The organism is Bernardetia sp. MNP-M8 (assembly GCF_037126285.1).
GTDB lineage: Bacteria > Bacteroidota > Bacteroidia > Cytophagales > Bernardetiaceae > Bernardetia.
Genome location: NZ_CP147012.1, coordinates 4,052,327 through 4,077,746 on the forward strand (window position 1 = coordinate 4,052,327; position 25,420 = coordinate 4,077,746).

Here is a 25,420-nt window from a genome sequence, read left to right on the forward strand (position 1 = left end):
TTTTTATATTAAAAAATTACTTCAAAGAACCTGTCATTTCAGCAGGAACAACCCACTTATCAAATTCTTCTGAAGTTAAATATTCTAATTCGACAGCAGCCTGACGAAGAGTTTTGTTTTCTTGATGCGCTTTTTTAGCAATTTTGGCAGATTTTTCGTAACCAATATGCGTATTGAGAGCAGTAACAAGCATTAATGAATTTTCTAAATGTTGTTGAATAATTTCATTGTTTGGCTTGATACCAGCAGCACAATTATCTGTGAAAGAAACACAAGCATCACCAATCAAACGAGCAGATTGAAGTACATTTGCAGCAATCAGAGGTTTAAAGACATTGAGTTCGAAGTGTCCGTTTGAACCACCCACCGAAACGGCAACGTCATTTCCCATTACTTGAGCGCAAACCATTGTCAATGCTTCTGGCTGTGTAGGATTTACTTTCCCAGGCATAATAGAAGAGCCTGGTTCGTTGTCTGGAATAATAATTTCTCCAATTCCACAACGAGGTCCCGAACTGAGCATACGAATATCATTTGCAATTTTCATAAGCGAAACAGCAGTGCGTTTCAATGCTCCTGAAAGCTCCACCATTGCATCGTGAGCAGCTAATGCCTCAAATTTATTTGGTGCTGTTACGAAAGGCAAACCTGTAAGATTTGCAATTTTTTGAGCCACCAAAACATCATATCCTTTTGGTGTATTTAGTCCAGTTCCTACGGCAGTTCCTCCTAAAGCTAATTCTTTTACCATTTCTAGCGCATTTTTGATGCAACGCAAAGAATTATTTAACTGCTGAACATAGCCAGAAAATTCTTGTCCTAATGTAAGTGGAGTAGCATCCATAAAGTGAGTACGACCTGTTTTTACGATGTCTTTAAACTCTTCTACTTTGCTTTGAAGTGCATCACGTAATTTCTCAATTCCTTTAATGGTATTTTCTGTTACCAATTTATAGGCTGCAATGTGCATTGCTGTAGGAAAAGTGTCGTTTGAAGACTGTGATTTGTTTACATCATCATTTGGATGCAATGCTTTTTTCTCATCTGTCAGTGTACCACCCTGTAAAACATGTCCACGATAAGCAACTACTTCGTTTACGTTCATATTTGACTGCGTTCCTGAACCTGTTTGCCAAATTACTAAAGGAAATTCTTTATCTAATTTTCCTTCCAAAATTTCATCACAGGCTTTTCCGATAAGGTCACTTTTTTCTTTCGCCAAAACACCTAGTTCTGTGTTGGCTTGTGCAGCAGCTTTTTTGAGATATGCAAAGGCATAAATAATTTCTTTTGGCATAGAAGCTTCATCACCTATTTTGAAATTGTTACGACTACGCTCTGTTTGTGCACCCCAGTATTTGTCGGCAGGAACTTTTACCTCCCCCATTGTATCACGCTCAATACGAAAATCTGACATATATTTTTTTATTATTAAGTCGTCGGTGAGCACACCGACAACGGCAAGTGAAGAATTAAAATGATAGTAAAATTACTCACTTTGTTTTGGCATTGCAAATTTTGAGATTCGTTTTGAACAGATTTGAAATTAATCTTCTATAAAAGGCTCTTCATATTGGTAGCAAACTATATTTCCTAACTTATGATTGATTTCAATTCCGATAGATTTAGCGATACGAATAATATTGGATAATTGTTCACGTTTTATTATATTTTCTTCTTCCAATGGAATACCTTCTTCAAATACTGTTGTTTCAGAACTTGTTCCGTCAAGCTCTATAGCTTCATATTTACGCCTAAGTTTTCCATTTTTATAATAGACAAAATCAAATGAGTAATCAGAGTCTCCCCATGAGGCATGAAGTAAATCATACTTTTTCCCTAGTTGTTTTAGTATCTCTGTTATACCAGTACATTTCCATAGGTTATAATACCAATTATCCATAATGTGAACCCATTCTTTGTCCCTCGTTATGCGAAGATAACACTCTGTTTCTTTTTCAAAATCTCTTTTTTCAATGTTTTTAAGCTCCAATAATTTTAGAATTTCTATATCTGATAAATGATTTAGACCTTTTATAAAAATAAAAAATGGACTGTGAAAACTACCTGTGTATTTATCTATCATTTTAGTATAATTTATTTGATGCAAATTTCGAAAGTGTTCAATGGAACAAATCATATCTAAAAAATAGCTAAATCTAGTACAATCAGACTAATAATTTATGTATTTTTTATATAGTCCTCAAAAAATACGTATTTTTGTGATTCATTTCCGATTATTATTTATCAAATAATGGTCTTATCTAACATTCAATCACTAATCACTAACAAGACTTTGAATCAGAAAAAAACATTTTGGCAATGGTTTACGCATCATTATTTGATGGTATTTCGTGATGAAGAAAATTTTGAAAAACTAAGAACTATTCGTTTCAACTTTGCAAAAGTTGTGGTTATTTTGACTGGTTTTGTTTTGCTTATTTTTATACCTTCTTATTTTTTAGCAAAAGCCATTACTGATTATCAAATTTCTACTTCTGAAAATCCACAAGCTAGACTTTTTAAACTAATGGAAAAGTCGGATTCTTTAGAAGCCATTGTGGCAGGACAAAATGAATATTATGAAAATCTAAGGCAAATTTTGGGTGGAAATATTCCAAAAGATGAAATTTCAGAAGATTCTACTGAAAGTACTATCAATACACAAGATTTGGATTTAGAGCAAATAGATTCTATTGATTTAGCTTTCAGAAAACAATTTGAAAAAGAAGATTCTAAAACAAAAGGATTACGAACTTCAAAAAGTGAGCTACAACAAGTTTTATTTTTCTCTCCTATTTCAGGAATAGTAACTAACCAATATAATTCAGCTAGTTCGCATTTTGGAGTTGATGTAGTTGCACCAAAAAATGAAGTTATTAAAGCTGCTGCTGACGGAACAGTTATTTTGTCGTCTTGGACACAAGATTCTGGACATACATTAGCTATTCAACATAAACATCAATTGGTTTCTTTTTACAAACATAATTCTGTTTTACTCAAAAAAGTAGGTGAGATAGTAAAAGCTGGAGATCCAGTTGCTGTTATTGGAAACTCTGGCGAACTTACAGATGGTCCACATTTGCATTTTGAGCTTTGGTATGAAGGAAATCCTGTTAATCCACAAGATTTTATTTCTTTTTAATTTCGTTTGATTCGTTAGTAGGATACTGACAACGATAAAAAAGAATCGTCGGTAAGGAGACCGACAATAGTAAAACACAAATAAACTTATGTTACACTGTATTCAATTGAAAACAGCTAAATTCTATTTTTTATAAATCTATCCTTGTTTATAAAAATTTCAGAACTATTTTTATCAATAAAAAACAAAAGCCTTTTATCATTTTTTGATAAAAGGCTTTTGTTATAAATACTATGTTTTGGAGATTACTCTACTACAAATTTCTTTGTAATGGATTCTGTTGCAGTGACAAAACGCAAGAGATATGCTCCTGCTGGTAATACTCGCATAGGAGTAATTACTATGTCTGCTCCTCCTTTTTGTACATCTTGTTGGTGAACAATTCTACCAGTCATATCTACAATTTGAATTTGTGCGTCTATAGTAAGTTTTCCATCTAGATTTAGATAAAAACGAGCACCACCATTTGGATTTGGATATAGACTAACTTCTCCTTTTATTCCACTTATTACTTTTTCAAATAATACGCTTCTTACAGGAGAATATTCAAAAGACCCATTTTTATCAACTTGTTGTAAGCGATAGTATGAAAGTCCTGTGAATGGTTCTGCATCCCAGAATTGATAATTAAAAGTTCCTTCTAATCCAGTTCCTTTTGCGTCTACACGTCCCAAAGAGCTGAATGAATTACCATCTTGACTACACTCTACCATAAAGTGAGAATTGTTTTGTTCATTAATAGTCTCCCAAGTTACTTTTACAGATTCTCCTTCTAGTTTGGCATCAAATGCAAGTAAATCTAATGGTAACGGATTAAAATTAGTAATTGAACCCAAAGTAAATGGACTAAAATTGCTAATTTTGGCTTGACTAACAACCACACCTTGTGCCGAAGCATTTGTATGTCCTCCATTAAGTTTGTTTTGCCATATTGGAGTTGGATCATCCCAACGCAATACTAAAAGTCCTTCTGGCTGATAAGCTACACTTCTAGCAGCTTCCCAACTTAAATAAACAAAGGCTTCATCGGCAGCACCTTCATTATTTATCAACCAATATTCTACATTACTAACCACTTGGATTGAAGGTTCTTTCAAATTTACATCATATCCATCAAGGGTAGGTAAGCGAGGTCCTACATAGCGAGCTTCAAAGACAGCAGCATTATTATTTCTTTCACTCAATCCAGCAGGAGCATAACTAATACCATTTCCGATTGGGAATATAAAAGCATCTTCTCCAATTTTCTGAACTTTACCTACCACGTGACTTGCATTGCTAGGACCATCTGCTGATAAAGGAGCAGCAGCAGAAGTAGAGACCCATCCTCCAACAGAATATGTGCTTGAGCCATCTATAGAAGCATTTCTTTCAAAAATCATCATTCTTGTACTATTTGTTCCTAATGCCACATCGTCAGGAATAAATAAACCAGTATTGAAGATAGTTTTGCCATCTTCTTTAATAGTAATATCATCCATCATACGGAAACTACCACCAGTTGAACTTGCTTCTAACTCAAAGAATTTTTGAGCATTTGTTGTGATGCGTTGTTCGGTTGTACCATTTAATACCACTCTTCCTTGCTGAGAATTAAAAGAACCTGTTGGCTGACATGTCCAGTTTCCTCTCAAATTAATTTGATGATTAGAAGCTGTTACCTCAAGATTATTTCGGTTTTGTATCAAGAGATTTCCATATATATCTGTTGTTCCTAATAGCTCTTTAGTAACTGTTCCAGATGCTGCTGCATTAGTTAGGGTTACATTTCCATAGTTAGGTTCTGCAGAAATATTATTTCCTGTTACTCCTGAATTATAGATAACTGTACTTTTTGTTGGTTGTAAATGACTTAAATTAGTATTTACTCTAGGATAAAGTGTTGGGAATAGGGTTGCTTGCGTAGCAGTTCCTAGCACAAGCTCTGACCCATCTCTTACTAATAAATTATTGGCAATATTTAGAGCATTTCCAATAATTTGAATACCTGTATCTTCAAAACGAACTCTATAATCTACTGTAAGCGTTCTAGTTACTGTAAGCGTTGTATTGGTAGCAATTACTGGAGTAGGTACAATTATTTTAGGAATATTTGCACCTGCTGAACCATATCCAGAAGCTAAGAATAAATTACCATAAATAGGCTCACTAGAAACAAATTGAAAAGGAGCTGTTGTTCTACGAGACTGATAACGCACCGTAGAATTATTATCTAAATTGATTCTAGCTCTTTCATAATTTGTAGGAAAAACGGTTTGGATACTTCCGTTATTTAATCCTATATAAAGGTTTGCACCGTTTTCCATTGTAATAATTCCTGTTGCCACACTTCCAGTAACTTGGTTTCTATTATCTTCAAAACGACTTCCTGTTCTTATCGTAAAATTATTACGAATACGAGTAGCAGCTTGCAGAATCTTACGAGCTGTAAATTCATTTCCTGATTGAATAATCAAGTTATAATATGAATCTGTCCCTGTCGCAATTCCATTTAAGCCTGCACCTCTTACATTTTGATTTTGACCACTTCCTGTATTGTAAATAACAGTTGTTAAGTCATTTAACACAATTGTTCCAAATGTAAGTGGGAATTGAGTTGCAATGTCTGTTCCTCCATTTGTTCCTAAAGTAAGCATACTTTCTCCTAGAGGAGCATCACTATTCATTGTAACAGATTTTGGAGCAAGCCCTCTAATTTGATTTCCTTCATCAATTAAATGGTTTCTTGGATTTATAAGAAGGTTTCCATTTATATCTGCTGTAAGACCTGCATTTGTTCCTGCTGGGTCTGGTCGGAAACGTTTTTCTATTAATTCAGCATCTATAGAGTTTGGAGCTGTTAGAGTAAGGTTTCCATAAATAGGTTCATTAGACATAAACTGAGGAACATCTGCATTGTAGATTGTTTCGTGGTCGTTAGCATCTAAAGAAATATTTGCTCTGATGAAAGTGTCTGGGAAGTTAGTACCACTTGTCTGATTTCCAATAATCATTTTAGAGTTTGCTTCTCCTGTAAAAGTACCTGTTGCATTACCTGTGATTTGGAAACCATCATCTATAAAGTGATTAAATGATTCTACAAGTGCATCTGCTGCAATAGTCATTTCTCCAGCACTAGCTCCATTATGTTGTGTGACTGTTTTGAGTATTGGGTTTGCTATATCTGAACCTGTTGATCTCAAAATGATACTTCCATACGTAATTCCTCCTGCTACTTCTTGGTCTGCATTTGCATTGAAAATCACTGTAGAGTTTGTACTCAAACTAACTTTTGCATCACTAAATACACCATTTCCAAAAGTACCATCTCCTGTTGTGAATTTAGGGAAAGTAGTTGCTATATCTGCTGTTACTACTGGGGGAACGGTTACATTAAGAGGAACATTTGTTGCTGTATAAGTACGTTCGCTTGCTGTCTGATTTGTACCCAAAATTAAGGTTACATTATTTCCTGTACTCAAAATGTTATTAGCTTGGTTATGGCTATTTCCTCTAAGTTGGTAACCCATATCATAAACCGTCTGTTCATTTCCTATAAAGAAAGCTCCTTCAATAGTAGCTTCTCCTGTAAAACGTTTTACATTGTTTCCATTTGAAGTATTATTACTAATTATTCTTAGAGTTCCATACGTAAAATCTGTTCCTCCTGCTATCATTTGCTCATCAGGACAACGATATTCTACAATAGATGCTTGTGTACTTGCATTTACAGGAAATGAATTATCATCTACTAAACCATCTGTAGCTCCCTTAGATAAGATTATATTAGCAGGAAGATAACAAGTAGGAAATACAGTCGCATCATTATTATCTCCTAAACGTAACAATGTGTTATGAGACATATATACATTTCCTGTAGCATTACCTCTAATTTGGAATCCATCATCTTCAAAATACCCTCCTACAATATGGAAGTTATTGAGAATAGATATAGTAGTATTTATCTCTGTTCTTCTATTCCAAGGTTTTTCATTGGTTAAGTTATAAAAAGGACTTGTACTACAAGTGCTACCTACTGAAGTACATTCTGTACAAGCAGCTCCTGTTTCTACATCTGCTATTGTAATATCAGCATCAGTATTTCCATCAAAAGTTACTGTTCCTGTACCTGCTATAAAGCGAGCTTGTGGAAGGCTTACAGCATTATTGGTTATTATCCAATCATGTTCTAATCTAATATTTTTATCAGTTGCAAATACATCTCCATAGCTGATAGTAATATTTGCTCTTCCTCCTCCTTCTACACGCATAGAGTCTGAGAGAGTCCAGTCATCAAAAGGAGCATTAAATATAACAGGACCAAAAAATCTAGATCCGTTTGATAGAAGGGTTTTTGCTTGTCCTACATTTGTTCCTTTAAACTCAAATGTACCTGGGAAGTCATTCCAATCTCTATCTGATGCAAAATCTGCAAAAATGAGGTTTCCAAAAACTTGCACAGTATGTAAATTATCTCCTATTAATCTTCCTCTATTTGCATCAGAAGCAGACCAAGTCATATTTTTACAATAGGAAAAGAAATTGTCAATATTTACAGTTTCTGTACCTGCTCCTGCAAAAGAGTTATCATCAAAAATTACGTTGTCATTGGCAGTAGGGATACAATAAGAAGGTGCTCCACCAGAACCAACTAATGACCAGTGATTATCAGCATTTAAGTCATTCCAATTACCACTGTAATTTCCATTATCACTTTCTACCCAATAAAAAGTGCGTGAAGGTTGATTATTAATGAAGGTAATGTTTGAGTTATTACCAATATCAGAAACAATAGCAGGGTCTGCCTCTACTACATTTCCACCCACATTATTTATATCTTGAATAAATGTATATAAAAATCCATTTAATCCTGTATGTGCATTTTGGAAATCTATATTTGCTTGTACTCCTGTTAGGTTTGAGCGAATGTTTATCCAACCTGCACAACCTTCTCTAGCACGTACAAAACCTGTAACTGCTGTAACCCCATTGTTTGGAGCTGTTCCATCACTATTTGGGAAGTTCACAACATCAAAACGAGAAAGATTTAGATTATCAATTGTCAAATCGTTTTCAAAAGTAAGAACATTATTTTCTCCTACCTCCATATCTCTAATAACAGAAACATCTGGATTTTCAAAATCTATACGACTGTCATTTCCTGTAATGAATCTAGTGCCTAATGGAGCAGGTCCAAAGTCTAATCCTCTACGGAATCTTACTTGTGTTGTGGCATTCCCTCCTGCTGCTTCTCCAAATTCTACTTGAGCATGAAACTCTGGACGGGCTTGAAAATCGATATAAGCTTGTTGTGCTGCTGTTGAAGCAATGAATAATGTGCTTATAAAACGAGCTATTGTAGTCTGATTACCATTGAAAACAACCACATTTCGCCCTCCCAAGAAATTAACTGGCGCACGGAATATATTTGTTCTATCATTATTACCTGCTGTAAATCTTGCTATTCCTACTGTTGAGAAAGTAAGTGGAGCTGTAGCCAAAAACTCATTATCTTCGTGCAAACGAACAGCATTACCGTCATTAGTCGTACTTGCTATCGTAACAGCTTGTTGGAACTGATTATCTCCATACCAATCTATTCGTGTATTTTGTCCGAAAGTAACTGTTCCTGTGTAAAAATTAACTAACGGAGCAGCATTAGTTACTCCTCTGAAATCTACTAAAGCATTATCAGGAAAGAGAATATTACCATACGTTTTTGGAGCATCTCCATTCATATTAAAAGTGAGATTATTCTGTAAAGCAGTAACATCTCTAAAAGTAATTCGATTCAAGTTGTTTTCTATATTAGAAGAATTTACATTTATTGTATTTCCTGTAGTAGCATTATCAATGAATAGATTAGGAATTGTTTTGGCTGCTTCTCCCATTTCTAAATCGATATCTCCAACACCAGTAATATGAAGTTCGGAGGTTGCAGTAGAACTCAAAACGAAATTAGCTGTATTTCCTCTAAAATCTACAGCAAGTCCACCGTTTCTAGTTGCATTGGCTACCGAACCATTTAAGTTTAATTCTCTAGTAGGGTCTCCTACGCCATTAGCTATAGCAAATACATCTATAATTCTAGCTGTTAGCTGATGATTTGCTGGGCTTGTAGTGAATGTTCCGTCTACTAAGTTGAAGGTTTGATTAGTTGCAAAATCATCTGCTAGTTGCCAAATGCCTGTACCTAATGTGTTATCATAAAAAATAACATTTCCATTAAATACTTGTCCATCAGAGGTAATTATATTTGTGCCAGTGTTAGTATTTCTAAAGAAGGTTTCACCTGCAAATGTAAAATTGATATCATTTATAAAAGTCAATGAACCTCCAATTTGAATATTAAATATAGGACTTCCTGTAAGGATAGGAACTCCTGTTGCTCCTGTCCAAGTCATATCTCTTGCTTGTGCATTTACATCTATATTTACAATTTGGCTTCCTGCTCCAAATGAATTAGCATCAAAGAATACATCATCATTTAATGTTGGAGGACATTCTCCAGTTTGTCCACCAGAAGTAAGTGACCAGTTGTTGGGATCATTCCAATTTCCAAGAGCAAAAGCTGTTGGGCTTGCTCCTGTTGCTGCTGATGGATTTCCATTGTGTACCCAATATAAGGTTCTTAAAGTAATAGTTGAGAAATCTATTCCTGTATTGTTTCCTCCATCTGTACCACTATCAACCATTACTACTGTACCAATATTATTAATATCTGTAACGGTTGTGTTTTCCCAACTTTGAGCAAGATTAAAATCTACTGTTGCAGCATTTCCTGCTATAGAAGAGCGAATAATAATTGGGGTAAGACAGTCTGCAATAGCTACAAAGTTTCCTGTTACATTACTATCTGCATTTGGGCTAAATTCAAATATAGTTGAATTTGCCAAAGTAACATTAGTAAAGCTATTTGGAGGACCTGAGGTATTTTGAAGTGAAAATAAACTTCCTACTCCTAGTGTAACATCTCCTTGAAAACGCTTTCGTCCCGTACCAGTAAAACGAATACCAGCTCCTGCTGTCCCTGCAACAGTAAATGTATTCTCAAATTGGTCATTACCTATAAAATTAGCTTGTGAATTGACTGCGAAACTTACAGCTTCCTCAAAGATGCTACGATCAACATTGGCTGTTCCTCCATCGAAAGTTGCATTTATACCATTATTAAATGCTAGAGCTTCTGAGTATGTTTTTGGGGAAGTTCCTGTTAAATTGAAAAGAACATTATTATCTTGTAAATCAATACTTCTAAATGTAATTCTATCAGTTCCATTTTCTGAGTTTATGGTTACATTATTATTTTGAGTAACAATAATATCAGGCATTTCTTTAGATTCTGAACCTGTATAACCTTCTACGTTTCCTCCACCACTTGTTAGACTAAAAAAGCTATTTGCTCCTGGATTTATAAAGTTGAAGTTAGCATCATTTCTAAAATCAAAGGTAAGTCCTGTTGCTCGTAATGTAATTTCAGAGTCTCCAATATTCAATGAGCCATCTGCTCCATTTGCATCTAAAATACGAATCTGTATAGGATTACTGTTTGTTATAATATCTCCATTTTCAAGTGTTAGCCTTCCAAAAGGAACTTCTTGAGTAAGATTGAAAGCAGACGACAAAGACCAACTAGCTGTTGCTGCCACTATCATTTCTTTATTTTGATTGAAAAAAGCTCTTTGAAAACGTTTTCCATCTGTGTTTTCATTAGGAATTCCCCAATCGATAGTATTGTTAGTGGTTGCAGGCACAACTACAGGAGTAGTCAGTGCATTTGTAGCAGCAAAGTAAATATCTCTAATTTCGTTGGGGTTTGTTCCTCCTGTACCTACAGTCATTCCATTTACAAAAGTAAGGTTTCCTCCAACTGTAAGGTCAGTGTCTTCTCCAATAGATTGTAAAAAAGGGTCGTTAGTAGTACCTGTCCAGTCCATATTTCTACAAAAAGCATCATTATCCATATCAACAATTTGTCCTGTTGCTGAAAATGAATTAGCATCAAAAAATACATTGTCATAGATAGTAGGAGGACATTCGCCTGTCACGCCACCACTTGTCAAAGACCAGTTGGCTGCATTATACCAATTAGTTGTACTTCCTGCACCTGCTACACTATGTACCCAATATAAATCTCTACTGACAGAATTTCCTGTTACGTTAGTATTATTTGCAAGTGTTCCATTTGCAACATTTATTGGTTGTGCTGTGGCATTGATATTTTGAACGGTTGCTCCCACTAAAAATAAAGCATTTGTAAGTTGTAAACTTGCTTGGTTTGGAGGGTTATTCGAAGTAAGTGTAATAGGAGTAGCACAAGAACCCAATACATTTATATTTCCAGAAACAGTATTATTAGTGATAGAACTAAATGCAAATGTAGTTCCATTGTTCATATTTATATCAGAAAAGGAATTAGAATTTCCTACTCCTGAGTTATTAAATGTAGCTGTTGAATTATCTCCTAATGTAAAAGCTCCTATAAAAGTAGTGTTTTTGTTTCCTCCTGCTACAAATGTACTAGCTGTACCAGTAGTCAAGGTTGCTCCAAATCTACTATCATTAGCAGTATTGAACCTAACTGTTTTATTATTTCCAAAGGAAAAATCACCATTAATATCATAACCTCCAGCAAAATTATTCGCTCCATTTATACCAAGAGTTACGTTTCCATTTATTATATTTCCTAAATTAGTATTAGCCCCAGTAATTGTTCCACTTACATTATTTCCAAGCGTAATATTATTGTATACTTTAGGAGAAGTTCCATTTATGTTTAATTGTCCTCCATTATTAGCAGTAGTAATATTTCCAAATGTAATTGTATTTACATCAGAACCTGTATTTATTGTTCTGACTCCTGCACCTATATAATTAAGGTTAGAAATTGTCTTTGCTAAAATACCTGTTTCTATTGTAGTGGTATTACTAGATATATTTATTGTACTTGTTCCAGAATTTAGACTGAAATTAGTATCATTTCTATAATCTAAAACTATAGTAGAAGCACTTGTAAGAGTAATCGTTGAAGCTCCTAGATTAAGATTTCTAGTGGGTACAAGAATATTATTTGTAGAAAATGTACCAGCAGTTACGTTTTCATCATTTGTATCTAGTGTTCCAGAGTTTAATAATAATTGATTCCTAACTAAGAAAGCATCTTGTAGTGTCCATTCTCCTGCTGCTCCAGTTTGGAAACGAGTTCTATTAAGTCCTTTTCCATTCATTATTATGTTTTGAGAGGTTGCTGAAGAAAATATCATCAAACCTTCAAAAGTAGGAGCGTTACCTGTTTGATTCATTGCTGCTGCAAAAGTCAATGAACCTGTTAGAATAAATTGTCTAGCTGCTGCACCTGTAAGAGTAGGCGTATTGGTTACTCCTGTCCAGTCAAGGTCTTTAGAGGTTGCATCAATATCTATAGTTACTATTTGTCCTGCTGTTGTAAAAGAAGCTGCATCAAAAAACACATCATCTATTGAAGTAGGAATACATTCTCCCCCTGTTCCTCCACTAGCTAAAGACCAATGAATAGGGTCACTCCAATTACCAGTTCCTCCTACCCAAAATAATGTACGTCCAGTCGTTGTGTTATCTGTAAAGTTTCCTGTTACTACTACACTAATACTATTGACTGTTACATTTGCTCCAGTAGAATTAATTGCACTTACATCGACACCACTCCAAGTTTGTGGATTTGCAAAATTAACTGGTGCAGTAAATGCACCAGTTGCTGAAAGAGTTACAGGATTAGAACAATTTCCATTTGGTGTAAATGTGCCTGAAACTGTTGCTGTACCTCCAGTTGAAGAGGAAAATCTAAATGTAGAACCTGTTTCAACAGTAACATTACCAAAGGCAGCTAAATTTCCATTCGAAAAGTTAGTCGTTGTGGTAGCATTTGCTGTAAAATCGCCTAAAAAAGTATAAGAACTAGCACCAGCAAAGTCAACAGTTCTTGTAGCAGCTATATTTGTTGTTCCATTTACAGTAAGAGGGTTGGCAGCAGTAAAAGTAACACCAGCAACATCATAATTAAAATTTCGAACAGGAGCAGCAACATTTAAAGAAACTGTTCCTCCTGCAAGACCAGAAGCACCATCAAAATTTACATCATCAGTTGCTGTTGGAACACATTCTCCTCCTGTTCCTCCACTTGTCAAAGACCATCTTGCTGTGTTGTTCCAGTTTCCTGTACCACCTACCCAAAATAAATTCCTATTGGTAGTATTATCTGTAATTCCAGTGCTTGTTGTGATTGTTCCACTTTGGAGTGTTACACTTCCTGTTGCATTTATGTTTGTAATATTGGTGTTTGACCAAGTAGAAGCTGCTGTAAAAATAACAGGGGCAGCTCCACCAGTAGAATTAATTGTGTTTTGAGCAGAACAAATGCTATTTGAGGTAAATATTCCTGTAATTGTAGTAGTTGCATCAGGAGTAAAACTAAAGGTAGAACCATTTCCAATATCTATATTAGCATTAAAATCTACATCTCCTGTAGTGGTAAAACGAGTTTGAGAGGCTGCAATAGCTGTGTAAGCACCTGTAAAAGTATAGGTATTTGTTCCCCCAAAAGTAATGGCTTGAATAGAAGAATTAGCAGAAGTTCCACTAATAACAAGGCTATTTGTTCCATCAAATGAAAACGCATTTCCATCAAATGAAAAATTATTTGCTAGTGCAGCTATATCTAAAGTTACAGTATAGCCTGCTGCTCCTGAATTGACATCAAAGAAAACATTATCTGCTGCTGTTGGAGCATTTGTTTGAAAAGTTGCACCTCCTGAGGTAGTCGCCCAGTGTGTTGCAAAATCGCTCCAGTTTCCAGAACCTCCCACCCAGTAAAAATCAGCTGCATTTGCTTGAAACGAGAAGAACAGAAAAAAAAACAGAAAAAAAATATTTTTTCCTCCTCTCTTTAAAAATTGTAAAGATTTTGTATTGATATTTTGCATAACTTTTTGATTTTGATACTTGAAATAGCGATAGAATGTGTTGTACTGGTTTTTCTTAACTAAAATATAAATTCTTATAAATTACTATGAGTATAGTAATACTAAAAACAGTAAGTTTAGTTTAACGATATTACTATAGAGTTTATAATCTCGCTTCAATCATAAACAAAGATAACTATTTTAAATTACTTTCGGGTGTTCTTTGTTTGAGGATAAAAATGATTTTATGTAGATTTTAATCTTAAAAATCTAAATAGTCATAAGGGAATAATTATATAACTTATAAATAAGGCAATATCATACTTTTCGGCTATTTTTTTATTTTTTTTAGAACTTTTTCACTTTTAATTGACTATTTTTTACAAACAAGGACAGCCAAATAAATCTATCTCTTTATTCCATAGATAAATAATAGTATTTTCATCTGTCAATAAAACTAAAGCTCTAGAAGGTGTATCTAACTCATTATTAAAAGGAAAACTATCAGCAAATACAAAGTAAATATTTGTTGTTCCTTTAAGACGAGCAAACGTTTTTGATAAGTGTGAGCTACTAGGACAGTCAAAGCAGTGGGTAGGCGTAATTTCGTTTTTAATTAAACTGTCTACCTTCATATTGTTCTCATAAATCAAATCTATCTGAAAGGGACTTCCAAATAAAATGGTATCTGATAAGTTTATATTTCTAGTATCAAATGAGTATTCAAAGTATTCAGTACAATCGGCGAGTAAAATACCCAAATCTTTAATTCTTGTCGTCTTTCTTTCCTTATTGGTATAATAATAAATAACAGGCTTTTCTTTCCCTCTATAAATTGAATCTAATAGTTGAGGATAAAATTTGACTTTGTCATACTCTTCTGGTTTGATAAGGTTATAATCTATATTGATATTCTCTAGTAATTTTGTTTCTGTTGTAACAGCGTCATTTTTATTGCCATAATTTGGAAAAGCAAGCACTCCAATTTGAGATTTACTAGAGCGAAAAATTGGAAATATAGCATTGTCTACTACTAACTTTGAAGAACTTACATTTTTTAACTGCGTAATAAATTTTTGATTATTTTCACTAAGTTGATTGGTTTTGAGAATCTCATTGAGATAGTTTATACGTATGCTGTCAGTAGGAAAATGTAATTTCCAGTATTTTTCACAGTCTGTAAAATCCTGTTGAATAGTTGTGTCTTTTACTGTATTTTTTTTATTTGAATCTAGTACAGCACTAGATTTTTTAGTTTCATCTCCTATTTTGTGAAATGGTGTAGTGTCTTTTTTATTTTCTGCTACATTTTTACTAGCATTATTTATAGTATCGCTTTGACAAGAATATAGTAAAAAAGTACATAAAATGCAAAATTTATAAAAAAACATATCTATACATTTTGGAGGAATGATGGCAATAAGAAATTAGCAAAATTACTTAACAAAAACCTGTGTAGTATCTTTTAAATTTTCAAGAACAATATCACTTCTTCGGATTGTTCCATCAGCCTCTTTGTAGTTTTTGCGATAAAATCTATATTTTTCTACACGATGACGAGCATTTTCAGGAGGCATAAAATCAATCGTTTTTTCTTCTAAGTTTATTTTTCCTTTCCAAGTAGTAAAACGATCTTGAGGAATTGAATAAGTAAAAATGTACTCTCCATTTTCTTGTCTCACTGCCAAAATTTCTATTCTACTATTTTTGAGTTTATTTAATTCAGTATGAAAAACTAGACCTGCATATTTTCCAATAAGTTGCTCTGGATTTTCTATTTTATCACTAATAAATTCTTTTTCTGTTTGTGCAGAATCTGTACTGGAAAATGAAAGAGGAGAATTGGGAATATTAATAGCTAAAATGATAGCAACAGCCAAGACAGCAAATAAAATTCCTGCAATCAGAAAAATACCTACTCCTTTTGGTTTACTAATCTTAATTTTACGATTATCTAAAAGAATTTCTATATCTGATTTTGAATAATGTAGTTTGTCTCCCACCCCTAAAATTTCTTGAAAAGATTGCTGTGAAAGCATTTTTCCTTTTAATCTATCTTGAAGTTCAAAATCCAAAATTTCTTCTCTAGTTTGTAATTTTAGGTTTCTCTGACGGAAAAAAATACTTAATTCTTTCTCTGAAAAACCATTTTGTTCGGCTACTGCCAAAAGTTGAGGATAATATTCATTTGGAAAAAAGCGTCCTACTTTTCTTCTGTCTACATGGGTTTCTAAAAGCTCACGAAGTGGCAAAACACGAATTGCTGCTGCTTGTAAACGCTGTTCGAATTCAGTTTCACTAATATCTAATTCTCTTGCCTTAATGCGTAAACTTTTCATTTGTTCAGTCGAAAGTAGCTCATCTTTAGCAAGTTCTTGTGCTTGTCCTAACAAAATTTCTAAAGAAGGTAACACTTCCAAACCGTTTTGCTTAACTACTTTATCAACTGTTTCTTGATTCCAGTTTTGAGAATTGACATAAGAATTCCATATTTTTTTGGGTAGAAAATATTGGTATACTAAAAATTGAGGAATAGCCTCTTTTATTAATGTTTCTTCTACTAAAATAGGTTCATCTTTCTCTTGTTTGTCTAAATAATTTTTTATACCTCTCAAAACATAACGACTAGCTTCATCATCTGTAAGGGTATGAATGGTAAAATGCCTATGAATAAGTAATGCTTTTAGTTCAGAGTGCAAAAGCAAATCTCCTATCAAATAAATTTCTGAATCAGTCGGAGTATATTCGACTACTTTTTCGGCAAGTTCTCGGTCTTGAATACGTAACAACTGAACTTCTTGAGATGTTATTGTAGCTGTTGCGCTTGTGCCATTAGATAGCCTAACGGTAATAAAACTCTGTTTTTCTTCTCTAATTTTGTCTATCCATTCTTCGGCTCTGTGTGAATGTAAAGCCACTTCTTCATCTAAATCTACTCCTGTTGGAACTTGTCTCATGGCTTTTTGTAAGACAAATTTTACAAGTTCTCTTTCAAAATCCCAATCTGAGACATCTTGTAATCTCTTAGTTGTAAAACCTGAGTTGGCATCATCTCCTATTTGAGTAAGCATAATACGCTCTCCAAAACTTTCAATAAAGGTTAAAGAAGATTTTGAGGCTTGTAACTTTAGATTTTTTCCTTCCACCAATGAATCAATATATAACTGATGGGGAAGAATATGAAATCCTTTTTTTAAAAAATAAGAATTAAATTTATCAATTAATTTTTCTGAAAAAGCTGGAGAAAAAACACAAAGAAGAGGAATTACACCTTGAAAATTAGGAGCTAGACGTTCGAATTCTAGCTTGATATTTTCTACAATACTATCAAAAAGTCTTTCATAAGGATGTGAAGCACCCAACCAATCAAATGTTTTATTTTTTTCTATTCCATAAGCAGGATGGCGAAGCGCATTTACAGAAGCATCCAAACTCTCATAATATTTTTTTGATATAGGTTTGATTTGAGTATCTATTTCGAAAAAAAGATCTATACGTTCCTTTCCTTCATAAGGAATAGAAAGTAAGTTTTGAGAATTATAAAAGGCTGCACTACAATATTCTTCAGTAATTAAAAGACAAATTGTAGAAGTAGAATGCGTATCCATGAAAGTTGATAGAGAAGTTGAGCAGAAAATTATAGTATAACATAGAGAACAATCAAGCAAAGCTACAAAAAAAGCAGTTTTGATAAAGAATTATTTAAGAATTAAATAAAAACAAGCTATTACACTGTTTAATAATTTTTACAATGTTTTTGTGTGTTCAACTCCCCAGAGTTGAACGAAACGCTTCCTAAGAAGCGTGATTCAAGCAAATAAATCATGCTTCTCAGAAAGCGAAACATTCAGTTATGAGCAACTGAATGCACAACAAAAAATAAGGTTGAGTATATTTTTCCCTTAACATTGATTTACAGTATCATTAAAAAAATATACATTCTTAAAACAATTTCATCATTAATGATGTCATTTAGACATCATCTACTTATAAAAACGATTTACTATTTTAACGCTCTCAAAAAATATATATTGGAAAATTTACTCTTAATTTTTGCTTGTTTAGGTTTAGGTTTTATCTTCAAACAAATTTCTATCTTTCCAAAAGATACACACAAAGGAATAAACACATATATTATTTGGGTTGCTTTGCCTTGTCTTGCACTTGTTTATATTCCAAAATTAGAACTTTCAATGTCCTTGATTTGGCTCGCCTTAATGGCTTGGGTCGTTTTTGGACTAAGTATTTTGTTCTTCAAAGTAATGGCGAAAATTTTTAAATGGAGTAGGCAAACAGAAGGGTGTTTGGTTTTGGCTTGTGGACTTTGTAATACTTCTTTTGTAGGTTTTCCTCTATTAGAGTTTTTATACAACTCAAAAGAACCTTTACAGTATGCTATCGTTTGTGACCAAGCTGGGTCTTTTTTGGTTGTGGCTACTGTCGGTTTGATTGTGGCTATGAGTTATGGAGGAGACAAACCGACAGGAAAAATCATCTTGAAAAAATTATTTTATTTTCCTCCATTTTTAGCCTTTTTAGTGGCTCTAGTAATTCTTCCTTTTGGGGGAATAGAACAATTTTTTTCTTATTTTTTATCAGAAACAAATGGTTTTCAGCAGTTAGGAATAATTTTGGAAAATGTATTGATAAAATTAGCTACTCCTTTGGTTATTTTGGCTCTCTTTTCTGTAGGACTTCAAATAGAGTTTTCAAAAGAAAATTTCAGATTTCTTAATCCTTTCTTTTTTGGTCTTTTATATAAACTTTTTTTAGCTCCTTTAGCTATTTATTTTTTATATTTGATTGTCTTTGAAGAAAAAAATATAGCTTTTGATGTGGGAGTTTTGGAAGCTGCAATGGCTCCTATGGTAACAGGTGTTTTGTTGGCACAAGAATATCAGCTCAATCCAAAATTAGGAGGATTCTTGCTTGCTATTGGAATTCCACTTTCTATTGCAACAGTTTATTTGTGGTATCTGTTTTTGGGGTAAATAATTCAATTTTTGTACTATAAGTATTTCAAAATTCCTGATTTGCAAAACTTAGCAAATCTGTGATAAACAATTTGAGTTAATTACTGATTTTGATGAAGTTGTTTCATAGAATCTTTTTTCAAAATATGGTTTACAAAATCTAGTTTTTCTGAAAATTAAACTTTTGTTAAATAATTTCGTTCTTTTTACTAGTTAGAGCTAAAAATAGCTTTTGAAAGCGATTAAATTCTCTTTGATTGCGAATTATACGATTTTAGTTTTTTATAATCCATCTTTTTTGTAAATTGAGTAATTGTAAGTAGTTTTACTAAACTAAACAATTCATATTTTAGCGACACTGATATATCCATTCCATAATTTTTAATTGATTTAATGATAAGCAACTCAAGAAGAGAAGAACCAAGCATTTCGATAACAGAATTTGAACGTTTAATGGAAGAAGGACGAAGTTTTTTCTTTGAAATTGATACGTATGAATTTCTATTAGAACATTATCGGAAGACAGGAAATATTGAAAGGTTATTTTCAGTTTGTGATATTGCACGTTCTCAGCATCCTTTTTCGGTTAATTTTATTGTCGAAGAAGCAAGAGCGCATATTATCAACAATGACTTTGATAAGGCTCAATCTACTATTGAAGAAGCCGAAGCTTTGCAACCCTCGGAAATAGAGGTGCAATTAACAAAAGCTTGGATTCTACAAGAGTGTTTTAAGTTTGATGAAGCTGCTGAAATTTATCAAAACATTCTGCCTTTTACAGATGAAAAGGAAAAAGATGAGGTGTTATATCAAATAGCAAGTTGTTATCAAGCCAAAAATGATCTCAAAACAGCTATTAAATATTATAAAGAAACTCTACGTCAAAATAAAGGACACAAAGAAGCATTGTATGAACTTGCTTTTTGTTACGATGAGTTAGATGATTTGGAGGGAAGTATTGTTTTCTATAAACAATTTATTGATAATGACCCTTACTCTGCCGAAGCGTGGTATAATCTGGCTCTTATTCAAACTCGTTTATCATTATATAGAGATGCTATTGTGTCGTATGATTATGCCTCACTTATCGAAGACGGATTTTCTTCTGCATTTTTTAATAAAGGAAACTGTCACATGAATTTAGGACAGTATCAAGAAGCATTAGATTGTTTTATTCAAACTTCAAAATTAGAACGCCCAACTGCTGAACTGTATACACATATTGGTGCAGCCTATCAAAAATTAAATAAATTTGCTGAGGCTCTTAATTTTTATAGAAAGGCATTGGATTTTGACCAAGAATATGAAATGGCTGCTTTTGGTATAGGTGAATGCATGGAAGAGCAAGAACGTTGGAAAGAAGCTGTACATTTTTATCAAAAATCCCTTCGAAATAATAAAAATTTAGGTAATGCATGGTTTGGAAAAGCTCGTTGTGAATACCAACTTGGAAATATGATTTCGTGTATGGAAGCATACGACCATGCTTCAAGAATATTGAGTGAAAATGTAGATGTTTGGCTCTCTTGGTCACATGTTTATTATAAAGAAGAATGGTTTGATAAAGCCATTGCTATTACCGAAGAAGCACTAGAAATTATTCCAGATTCTGCCGAGCTTTTATATCGATATGTTGCTTATTTGATGGGAGGAGGGAAATATAAAGCTGCTGTTATGGCTCTTGAAAATGCTATTTTGATAGCACCAGAAGATAAAAATTATATTTTAGAATTTTTTACAGACTTGAACACACAAAAAGCCATCTATCAAATAATTGAACAATTAGAAAATTAATTAACAACTGATTTAAGTGTCCATGCTTAAATCAGTTGTTTGAAAAATATAAAAACGAAGGGATTTGATGAATCAAATCCCTTTCTTTTTTCGAAAAAGTAAAAACGCATTGGCAATCCTTGATAAAATATGTATTTTTGTAATTATAAAAAATATATTTCAAAATGTAAGTAATTGAGCAAAGTTATTTATATGCAAATGGAATCTGTCTGACACCTCAAAGGTGTCTTGACAGTTTATACTTCCACTTTCTAATTCTTTTCTTAGATGTATTTTATTTTGCTCAGTTACTTATTTTTTTAATTAGCTACGCTGACTTTCAGTTCTCTGTGTTCCTTTGCGAACTCTGTGTTTAAAAAACGAAATTATACCATTTTATCCATTTATTCTATGAAATTCGGAGTTATTGTTTTCCCTGGGTCTAATTGCGACCACGACGTATATTCTGTTCTTAAAGATACTTTCAAACAAGAAACTGTTAAACTTTGGCACAAAAGTACAGATTTAGAAGGCTGTGATTTTATTGTCGTTCCAGGTGGTTTTTCATATGGAGATTATTTGCGTTCGGGTGCGATTGCTCGTTTTTCACCAATTATGAATGAAGTGATAAAACATGCCGAAAAAGGTGGTTATGTTTTAGGTATTTGCAATGGATTTCAGATTCTTACAGAAGCTCATTTATTACCAGGTGCATTACTTCGAAATAATAATCAAAAATTTAACTGTAAGAATATATTTCTTCAAGCTACTTCTCAAAATAGTTTGATTACTCAAAATACAGACCCAGCAAAAGCCTATAAAATTCCGATTGCTCATGCAGAAGGTCGTTACTATGCTTCTGATGCAGATTTGAATAGTTTGATTGTTAATGATCAAATTTTGTTTCGTTATTGTGATAGTGAAGCTAGAGTTACAGATGATAGCTGCCCAAATGGCTCAGCAATGAATATTGCAGGAATTTGTAATAAGGAAAGAAATGTTTTTGGAATGATGCCACATCCAGAGCGTGCTGCCGATGAAATTTTGGGAAATACGGATGGAAGAGTAATTTTTGAATCTATCTTGCAGCTTGTTGGTCAAGTTTAATACTTTTAAAATGTCTGAAAAATTACCTCAAGTCTATACAGAAATTATAATAAATGCTTCTAAAGAAAAAGTTTGGAATGTACTTTTAGACTTTCCAAATTATCCAACTTGGAATAATTTTATCAAAAAAATAGAAGGCAATTCAAATTTAGGAGGAAAAATAGAAGCTAAAATGTTTCCTCCTGCTGGTTTGCCTATTACTTTTGATGGTACAATTTGTCGAAACACTCCAAACAAAACATTAGCTTGGAATGGATATATGATTGCTCGTTGGCTTTTCGAACCAACACATATATTTGAAATAGAAGAAAAAACTGAAAATCAAATCCTTTTCATTCATAGAGAAGAATATAAAGGTTTTATAATTCCATTTATAAAATTTATGTTGCCTACTTTGGTGGGAAAAGGATTTGAGGTAATGAATAAAGATTTGAAAAAGTTTGTAGAGGCAAATTAAGAGAAATTGAGTATTTTGTATTCATAAATCACTAATCATTGAAAAACTAATCATTAAGTATGTTTGTAGATAATTTTGAAAATCAAAGTAAAGAAAAATCAGAATCAATAAAAAAGCGATGGCTTGAGACAGCTACTAAGTTTTTAAAGGGAAAACCCTATCAAGATTTGGAGTGGGAATTTTCAGAAGACATTTCTATTGAGCCATATTATACAAAAGATGAAGAGAATCATTCTGATTTATCCTATTTACAGATTCTTCAAAATAATCAACTAGCTTTAAATGAACCTGTTTCTCAGCCTCGTTTTTGGTATAATCAGCCTTTTATAAAGCTACATAGTTTAGAAAAAGAAGAGCTAGAGAAAATAAATAAAGAGGTTCGCCAAGTTTTGATGAGTGGCGCAGAAGGAGTTTGTTTTGACTTGAAAAGTATAGAGCTTGCTGATATTGATAAGAAAAAAATAGAATATTTACTTTTTGAAGTGGCTTTGCCCTATTGTGCTGTGAGTTTTCAGGTAGATATAGAAAATGAAAATGAATTACAAAGTTTTTTAGAAAAATATATTGATTATGTAAAGGAAAGAGGTTTTGAAATACATCTTTTGACTGGAGGAGTTTTATATCAAAACTCATCCAAGAAAAATAATCAATTCTCTACTACTTTTTTAGAATCAGTTTCTCAAACAAATACTGCTTTTCGTTCTATTACATTGCAATTGAATAATTCGAAAGATGAAGCCCAAAATATTGCTGATATTCTTTTTGAAGTTAAGAAATTAGTAGAAAATTCAAACAAAAATATTTTACAAAATATTCAATTTGTAGTAGAAGCAACTGATAGTTTTTTCATTACAATTGCCAAAATACGTGCTTTGAATTGGCTTTTGATTCAAATGTATGACTTGTATCAAGTGGATACTAAACCATATATTCATTCAATTACTTCACAAGGTACTGACGAAAAGAGCTTAGAAGACGAAAATTGGAATTTAATTAGAAATACTACACAAGCATTTTCTTGTATTTTGGGAGGAACAAATGCTTTGAGTGTAGTCTCACATCAAAATCAAGAGAATACAAAATCTAAAGCATGGGCAAATCGTATTGCTCGTAATGTTTCTGTCATGTTACGTGAAGAATCTTTTGTAGACGCAACTGCAGATCCAATCTCAGGTTCATATTATTGTGAACAAATGACAGATAAATTAATTGCATCTGCGTGGAAAAAATTTCAAGAAATGATAAATTAAATAAATGAAGTTAATTATTTTGTGTTATTTTTGTAAACACAAGATTTATATGAAGACTTTGTTTAATTATTTTTTTGTAAATATCTGTTTAATTACATTTTTGCTAAACAGTTTTTGTTTTAATAACTATAATTGTAGTATAATATTAAATTAGTAATTGAAATATACATTTTTATAAAACAAAAAGGGTTATATACTGTTTCGTAATAGACTTACTTTATAGTTACTTATTTTTTATTTCAACCATTTTTTAAACTGTTGAATTTTGAGAGTTCGAATAATATTTGATTTACGGAATAGAGGCGCAGTTTTGCCCTTCTATCACCAGCACCTTTTTTCAGGATTTATTAAAGATTTACTTACAGATACTTCTTTTGGAGTAGATGATAATTTGTTTTATAATTTTTCTGGATTAAAAGGTCAAACACGAGTGAGCCGAAAAGGCTTACATTACTGTTCCCGAAAAGTTACATTGGTTTTGTCTGCGCTTCGTACTGAAGTGATTGATGAGCTTTTGGATAGTCTTTTTAGTAGAGAACACATACAGATTGGAGAGTTAGAATTAGCTCCTGAAGCAGTAGAACAAGAACTCATGCCAGAGCAACGAGAGATGACAAAATACATTTGTATTTCTCCGTTGGTGGTTTCTAGTCCTCGTTTTCATAGAGATACAAAAGAATTTATCGTACCAAGTATGGACAAATTTTCTGATCTTCTTTATGATTCTACACTTACTCGTATGGAAGAGTCTGGACATTATACCGATGCCGAAATGGCAGAATTTTATAAGTTTCAGCTTGTTCCTGACCGTCGTTATTTAGAAAAAATACAGCAAGAAGAAAAGAAGTTTGCTCGTATTTATCCACTTGAAGGACAAGGAAGTGAAGTAGAGGTAAGAGGATATACGTTCCCTTTTGTGCTTTATGCACACCCACAAGTACAAAATTTTATTTGTAATTGTGGCTTAGGAGAGTATACTGATTATGGCTTTGGAATGTTAGATTTTGCACATAGCGACCCTACTCAACGTACACAACCTTATGGAAAATATGGTGTAGCAGAAGAGAGTAAGAAGTAAAACTGCTTTTCTAATTTATAAACATCTTTTTCTATGAAAGAAAATTACATAAAAAACCACCTTTAAAATCTTTTGATTTTTGAAGGTGGGTTTATTTGCTAGTTGAAAAATTTATTTTATATACTTCTTATTATTTTATCAAACTCTACTCTTTCTTTAGGTTTTTTGATAGGCTGAAAAGAATCTTCAGGATTGCGATAACCAACAGCCACACCAAACAAGGCAGTATAATTTCCATTTGGATTAATAAGAGCATCATATTTATCAGGTTCAATTCCTTCCATTGGAGTTGCATCAATTTCCATTGTTGCACATGCTCCCAAAAATATTCCTAATGATAAATAAACTTGTTTTTGAAACCAGTTTTTTACAAAAACATCTCCTAGAGGTTTTACAACGGTATTAAAATAATTGACAGCCCCTTCTACTAAATGTTCAGTAATCTGTTTCTCAAACAAATCAATATTATCTATCGAACTAAAGACTACTAGAGTATCACAATCTTTGATTCTATCTGCATTGAAAAAAGAGGCTTCTGCTAATTTGGCTTTCATTTCTGTATCGTGAACAAAAGTAAATTGCCAAGGCTGACCATTAATTGAGGAAGGACTTAAATGCAGAATTTGTTTCAATTCTTCCATTTTTTTGCTATCAATTTTTTTACTGTTGTCATACAATTTTGTTGCATAACGGTTTTGAGCTGCATCTAAAAATTTCATTT

The 25,420-nt window shown here is 32.8% G+C and carries 13 protein-coding genes; 7 read left to right on the forward strand and 6 right to left on the reverse strand.

The window, feature by feature from the left end; genetic code table 11:
* Positions 1–16: 16 nt before the first annotated feature.
* Positions 17–1,417: a class II fumarate hydratase gene (gene fumC / locus V9L04_RS16490; RefSeq protein WP_338790962.1), complete on the reverse strand. Its 1,401-nt coding sequence runs from the start codon at positions 1,415–1,417 to the stop codon at positions 17–19.
* A gap of 129 nt (positions 1,418–1,546) precedes the next feature.
* A complete protein-coding gene (locus V9L04_RS16495) occupies positions 1,547–2,086 on the reverse strand; it encodes a hypothetical protein (protein WP_338790963.1) in 540 nt (179 codons plus the stop codon).
* Between the two features lie 210 nt (positions 2,087–2,296).
* Between V9L04_RS16495 and V9L04_RS16500 the strand changes: the two genes are divergently transcribed.
* Entirely contained in the window at positions 2,297–3,145 is an 849-nt protein-coding gene (locus V9L04_RS16500) for a M23 family metallopeptidase (protein ID WP_338790964.1), read from the forward strand.
* A 245-nt stretch (positions 3,146–3,390) separates the two neighbouring features.
* On the opposite strand, the gene V9L04_RS16505 is transcribed toward V9L04_RS16500, so the two are convergent.
* The 3 genes from V9L04_RS16505 to V9L04_RS16515 all read right to left on the reverse strand — a co-directional run bounded on the left by V9L04_RS16505 (position 3,391) and on the right by V9L04_RS16515 (position 17,669).
* The gene (locus V9L04_RS16505; protein WP_338790965.1) at positions 3,391–14,082 is read right to left on the reverse strand and encodes a T9SS type A sorting domain-containing protein; all 10,692 of its coding nucleotides are present in this window, start codon (positions 14,080–14,082) and stop codon (positions 3,391–3,393) included.
* Positions 14,083–14,441: 359 nt separating this feature from the next.
* Positions 14,442–15,452, reverse strand: a complete 1,011-nt coding sequence (locus V9L04_RS16510) for a hypothetical protein (protein ID WP_338790966.1) — start codon at positions 15,450–15,452, stop codon at positions 14,442–14,444.
* A 45-nt stretch (positions 15,453–15,497) separates the two neighbouring features.
* Positions 15,498–17,669 carry a hypothetical protein gene (locus V9L04_RS16515; protein ID WP_338790967.1) on the reverse strand — a complete coding sequence of 724 codons (2,172 nt, stop codon included), beginning with the start codon at positions 17,667–17,669 and terminating at the stop codon, positions 15,498–15,500.
* Positions 17,670–18,092: 423 nt separating this feature from the next.
* On the opposite strand from V9L04_RS16515, the gene V9L04_RS16520 reads away from it, so the two are divergent.
* From V9L04_RS16520 to V9L04_RS16545, 6 genes are all read left to right on the forward strand, one after another.
* Positions 18,093–19,052, forward strand: coding sequence for an AEC family transporter (locus tag V9L04_RS16520; RefSeq protein ID WP_338790968.1), 960 nt, complete (start codon positions 18,093–18,095; stop codon positions 19,050–19,052).
* Between the two features lie 375 nt (positions 19,053–19,427).
* Positions 19,428–20,828, forward strand: coding sequence for a tetratricopeptide repeat protein (locus tag V9L04_RS16525; RefSeq protein ID WP_338790969.1), 1,401 nt, complete (start codon positions 19,428–19,430; stop codon positions 20,826–20,828).
* Positions 20,829–21,218: 390 nt separating this feature from the next.
* Positions 21,219–21,914: a phosphoribosylformylglycinamidine synthase subunit PurQ gene (gene purQ, locus V9L04_RS16530; protein ID WP_338790970.1), complete on the forward strand. Its 696-nt coding sequence runs from the start codon at positions 21,219–21,221 to the stop codon at positions 21,912–21,914.
* Between the two features lie 10 nt (positions 21,915–21,924).
* Complete coding sequence (locus tag V9L04_RS16535; protein WP_338790971.1) at positions 21,925–22,371, forward strand: SRPBCC domain-containing protein; 447 nt, start codon at positions 21,925–21,927, stop codon at positions 22,369–22,371.
* Between the two features lie 59 nt (positions 22,372–22,430).
* Positions 22,431–23,621 carry a methylmalonyl-CoA mutase family protein gene (locus V9L04_RS16540; protein WP_338790972.1) on the forward strand — a complete coding sequence of 397 codons (1,191 nt, stop codon included), beginning with the start codon at positions 22,431–22,433 and terminating at the stop codon, positions 23,619–23,621.
* Between the two features lie 265 nt (positions 23,622–23,886).
* Positions 23,887–24,699 carry a CRISPR-associated endoribonuclease Cas6 gene (locus V9L04_RS16545; protein WP_338790973.1) on the forward strand — a complete coding sequence of 271 codons (813 nt, stop codon included), beginning with the start codon at positions 23,887–23,889 and terminating at the stop codon, positions 24,697–24,699.
* Between the two features lie 116 nt (positions 24,700–24,815).
* On the opposite strand, the gene V9L04_RS16550 is transcribed toward V9L04_RS16545, so the two are convergent.
* Complete coding sequence (locus V9L04_RS16550) at positions 24,816–25,418, reverse strand: NAD(P)H-dependent oxidoreductase (protein WP_338790974.1); 603 nt, start codon at positions 25,416–25,418, stop codon at positions 24,816–24,818.
* Positions 25,419–25,420: the final 2 nt, after the last annotated feature.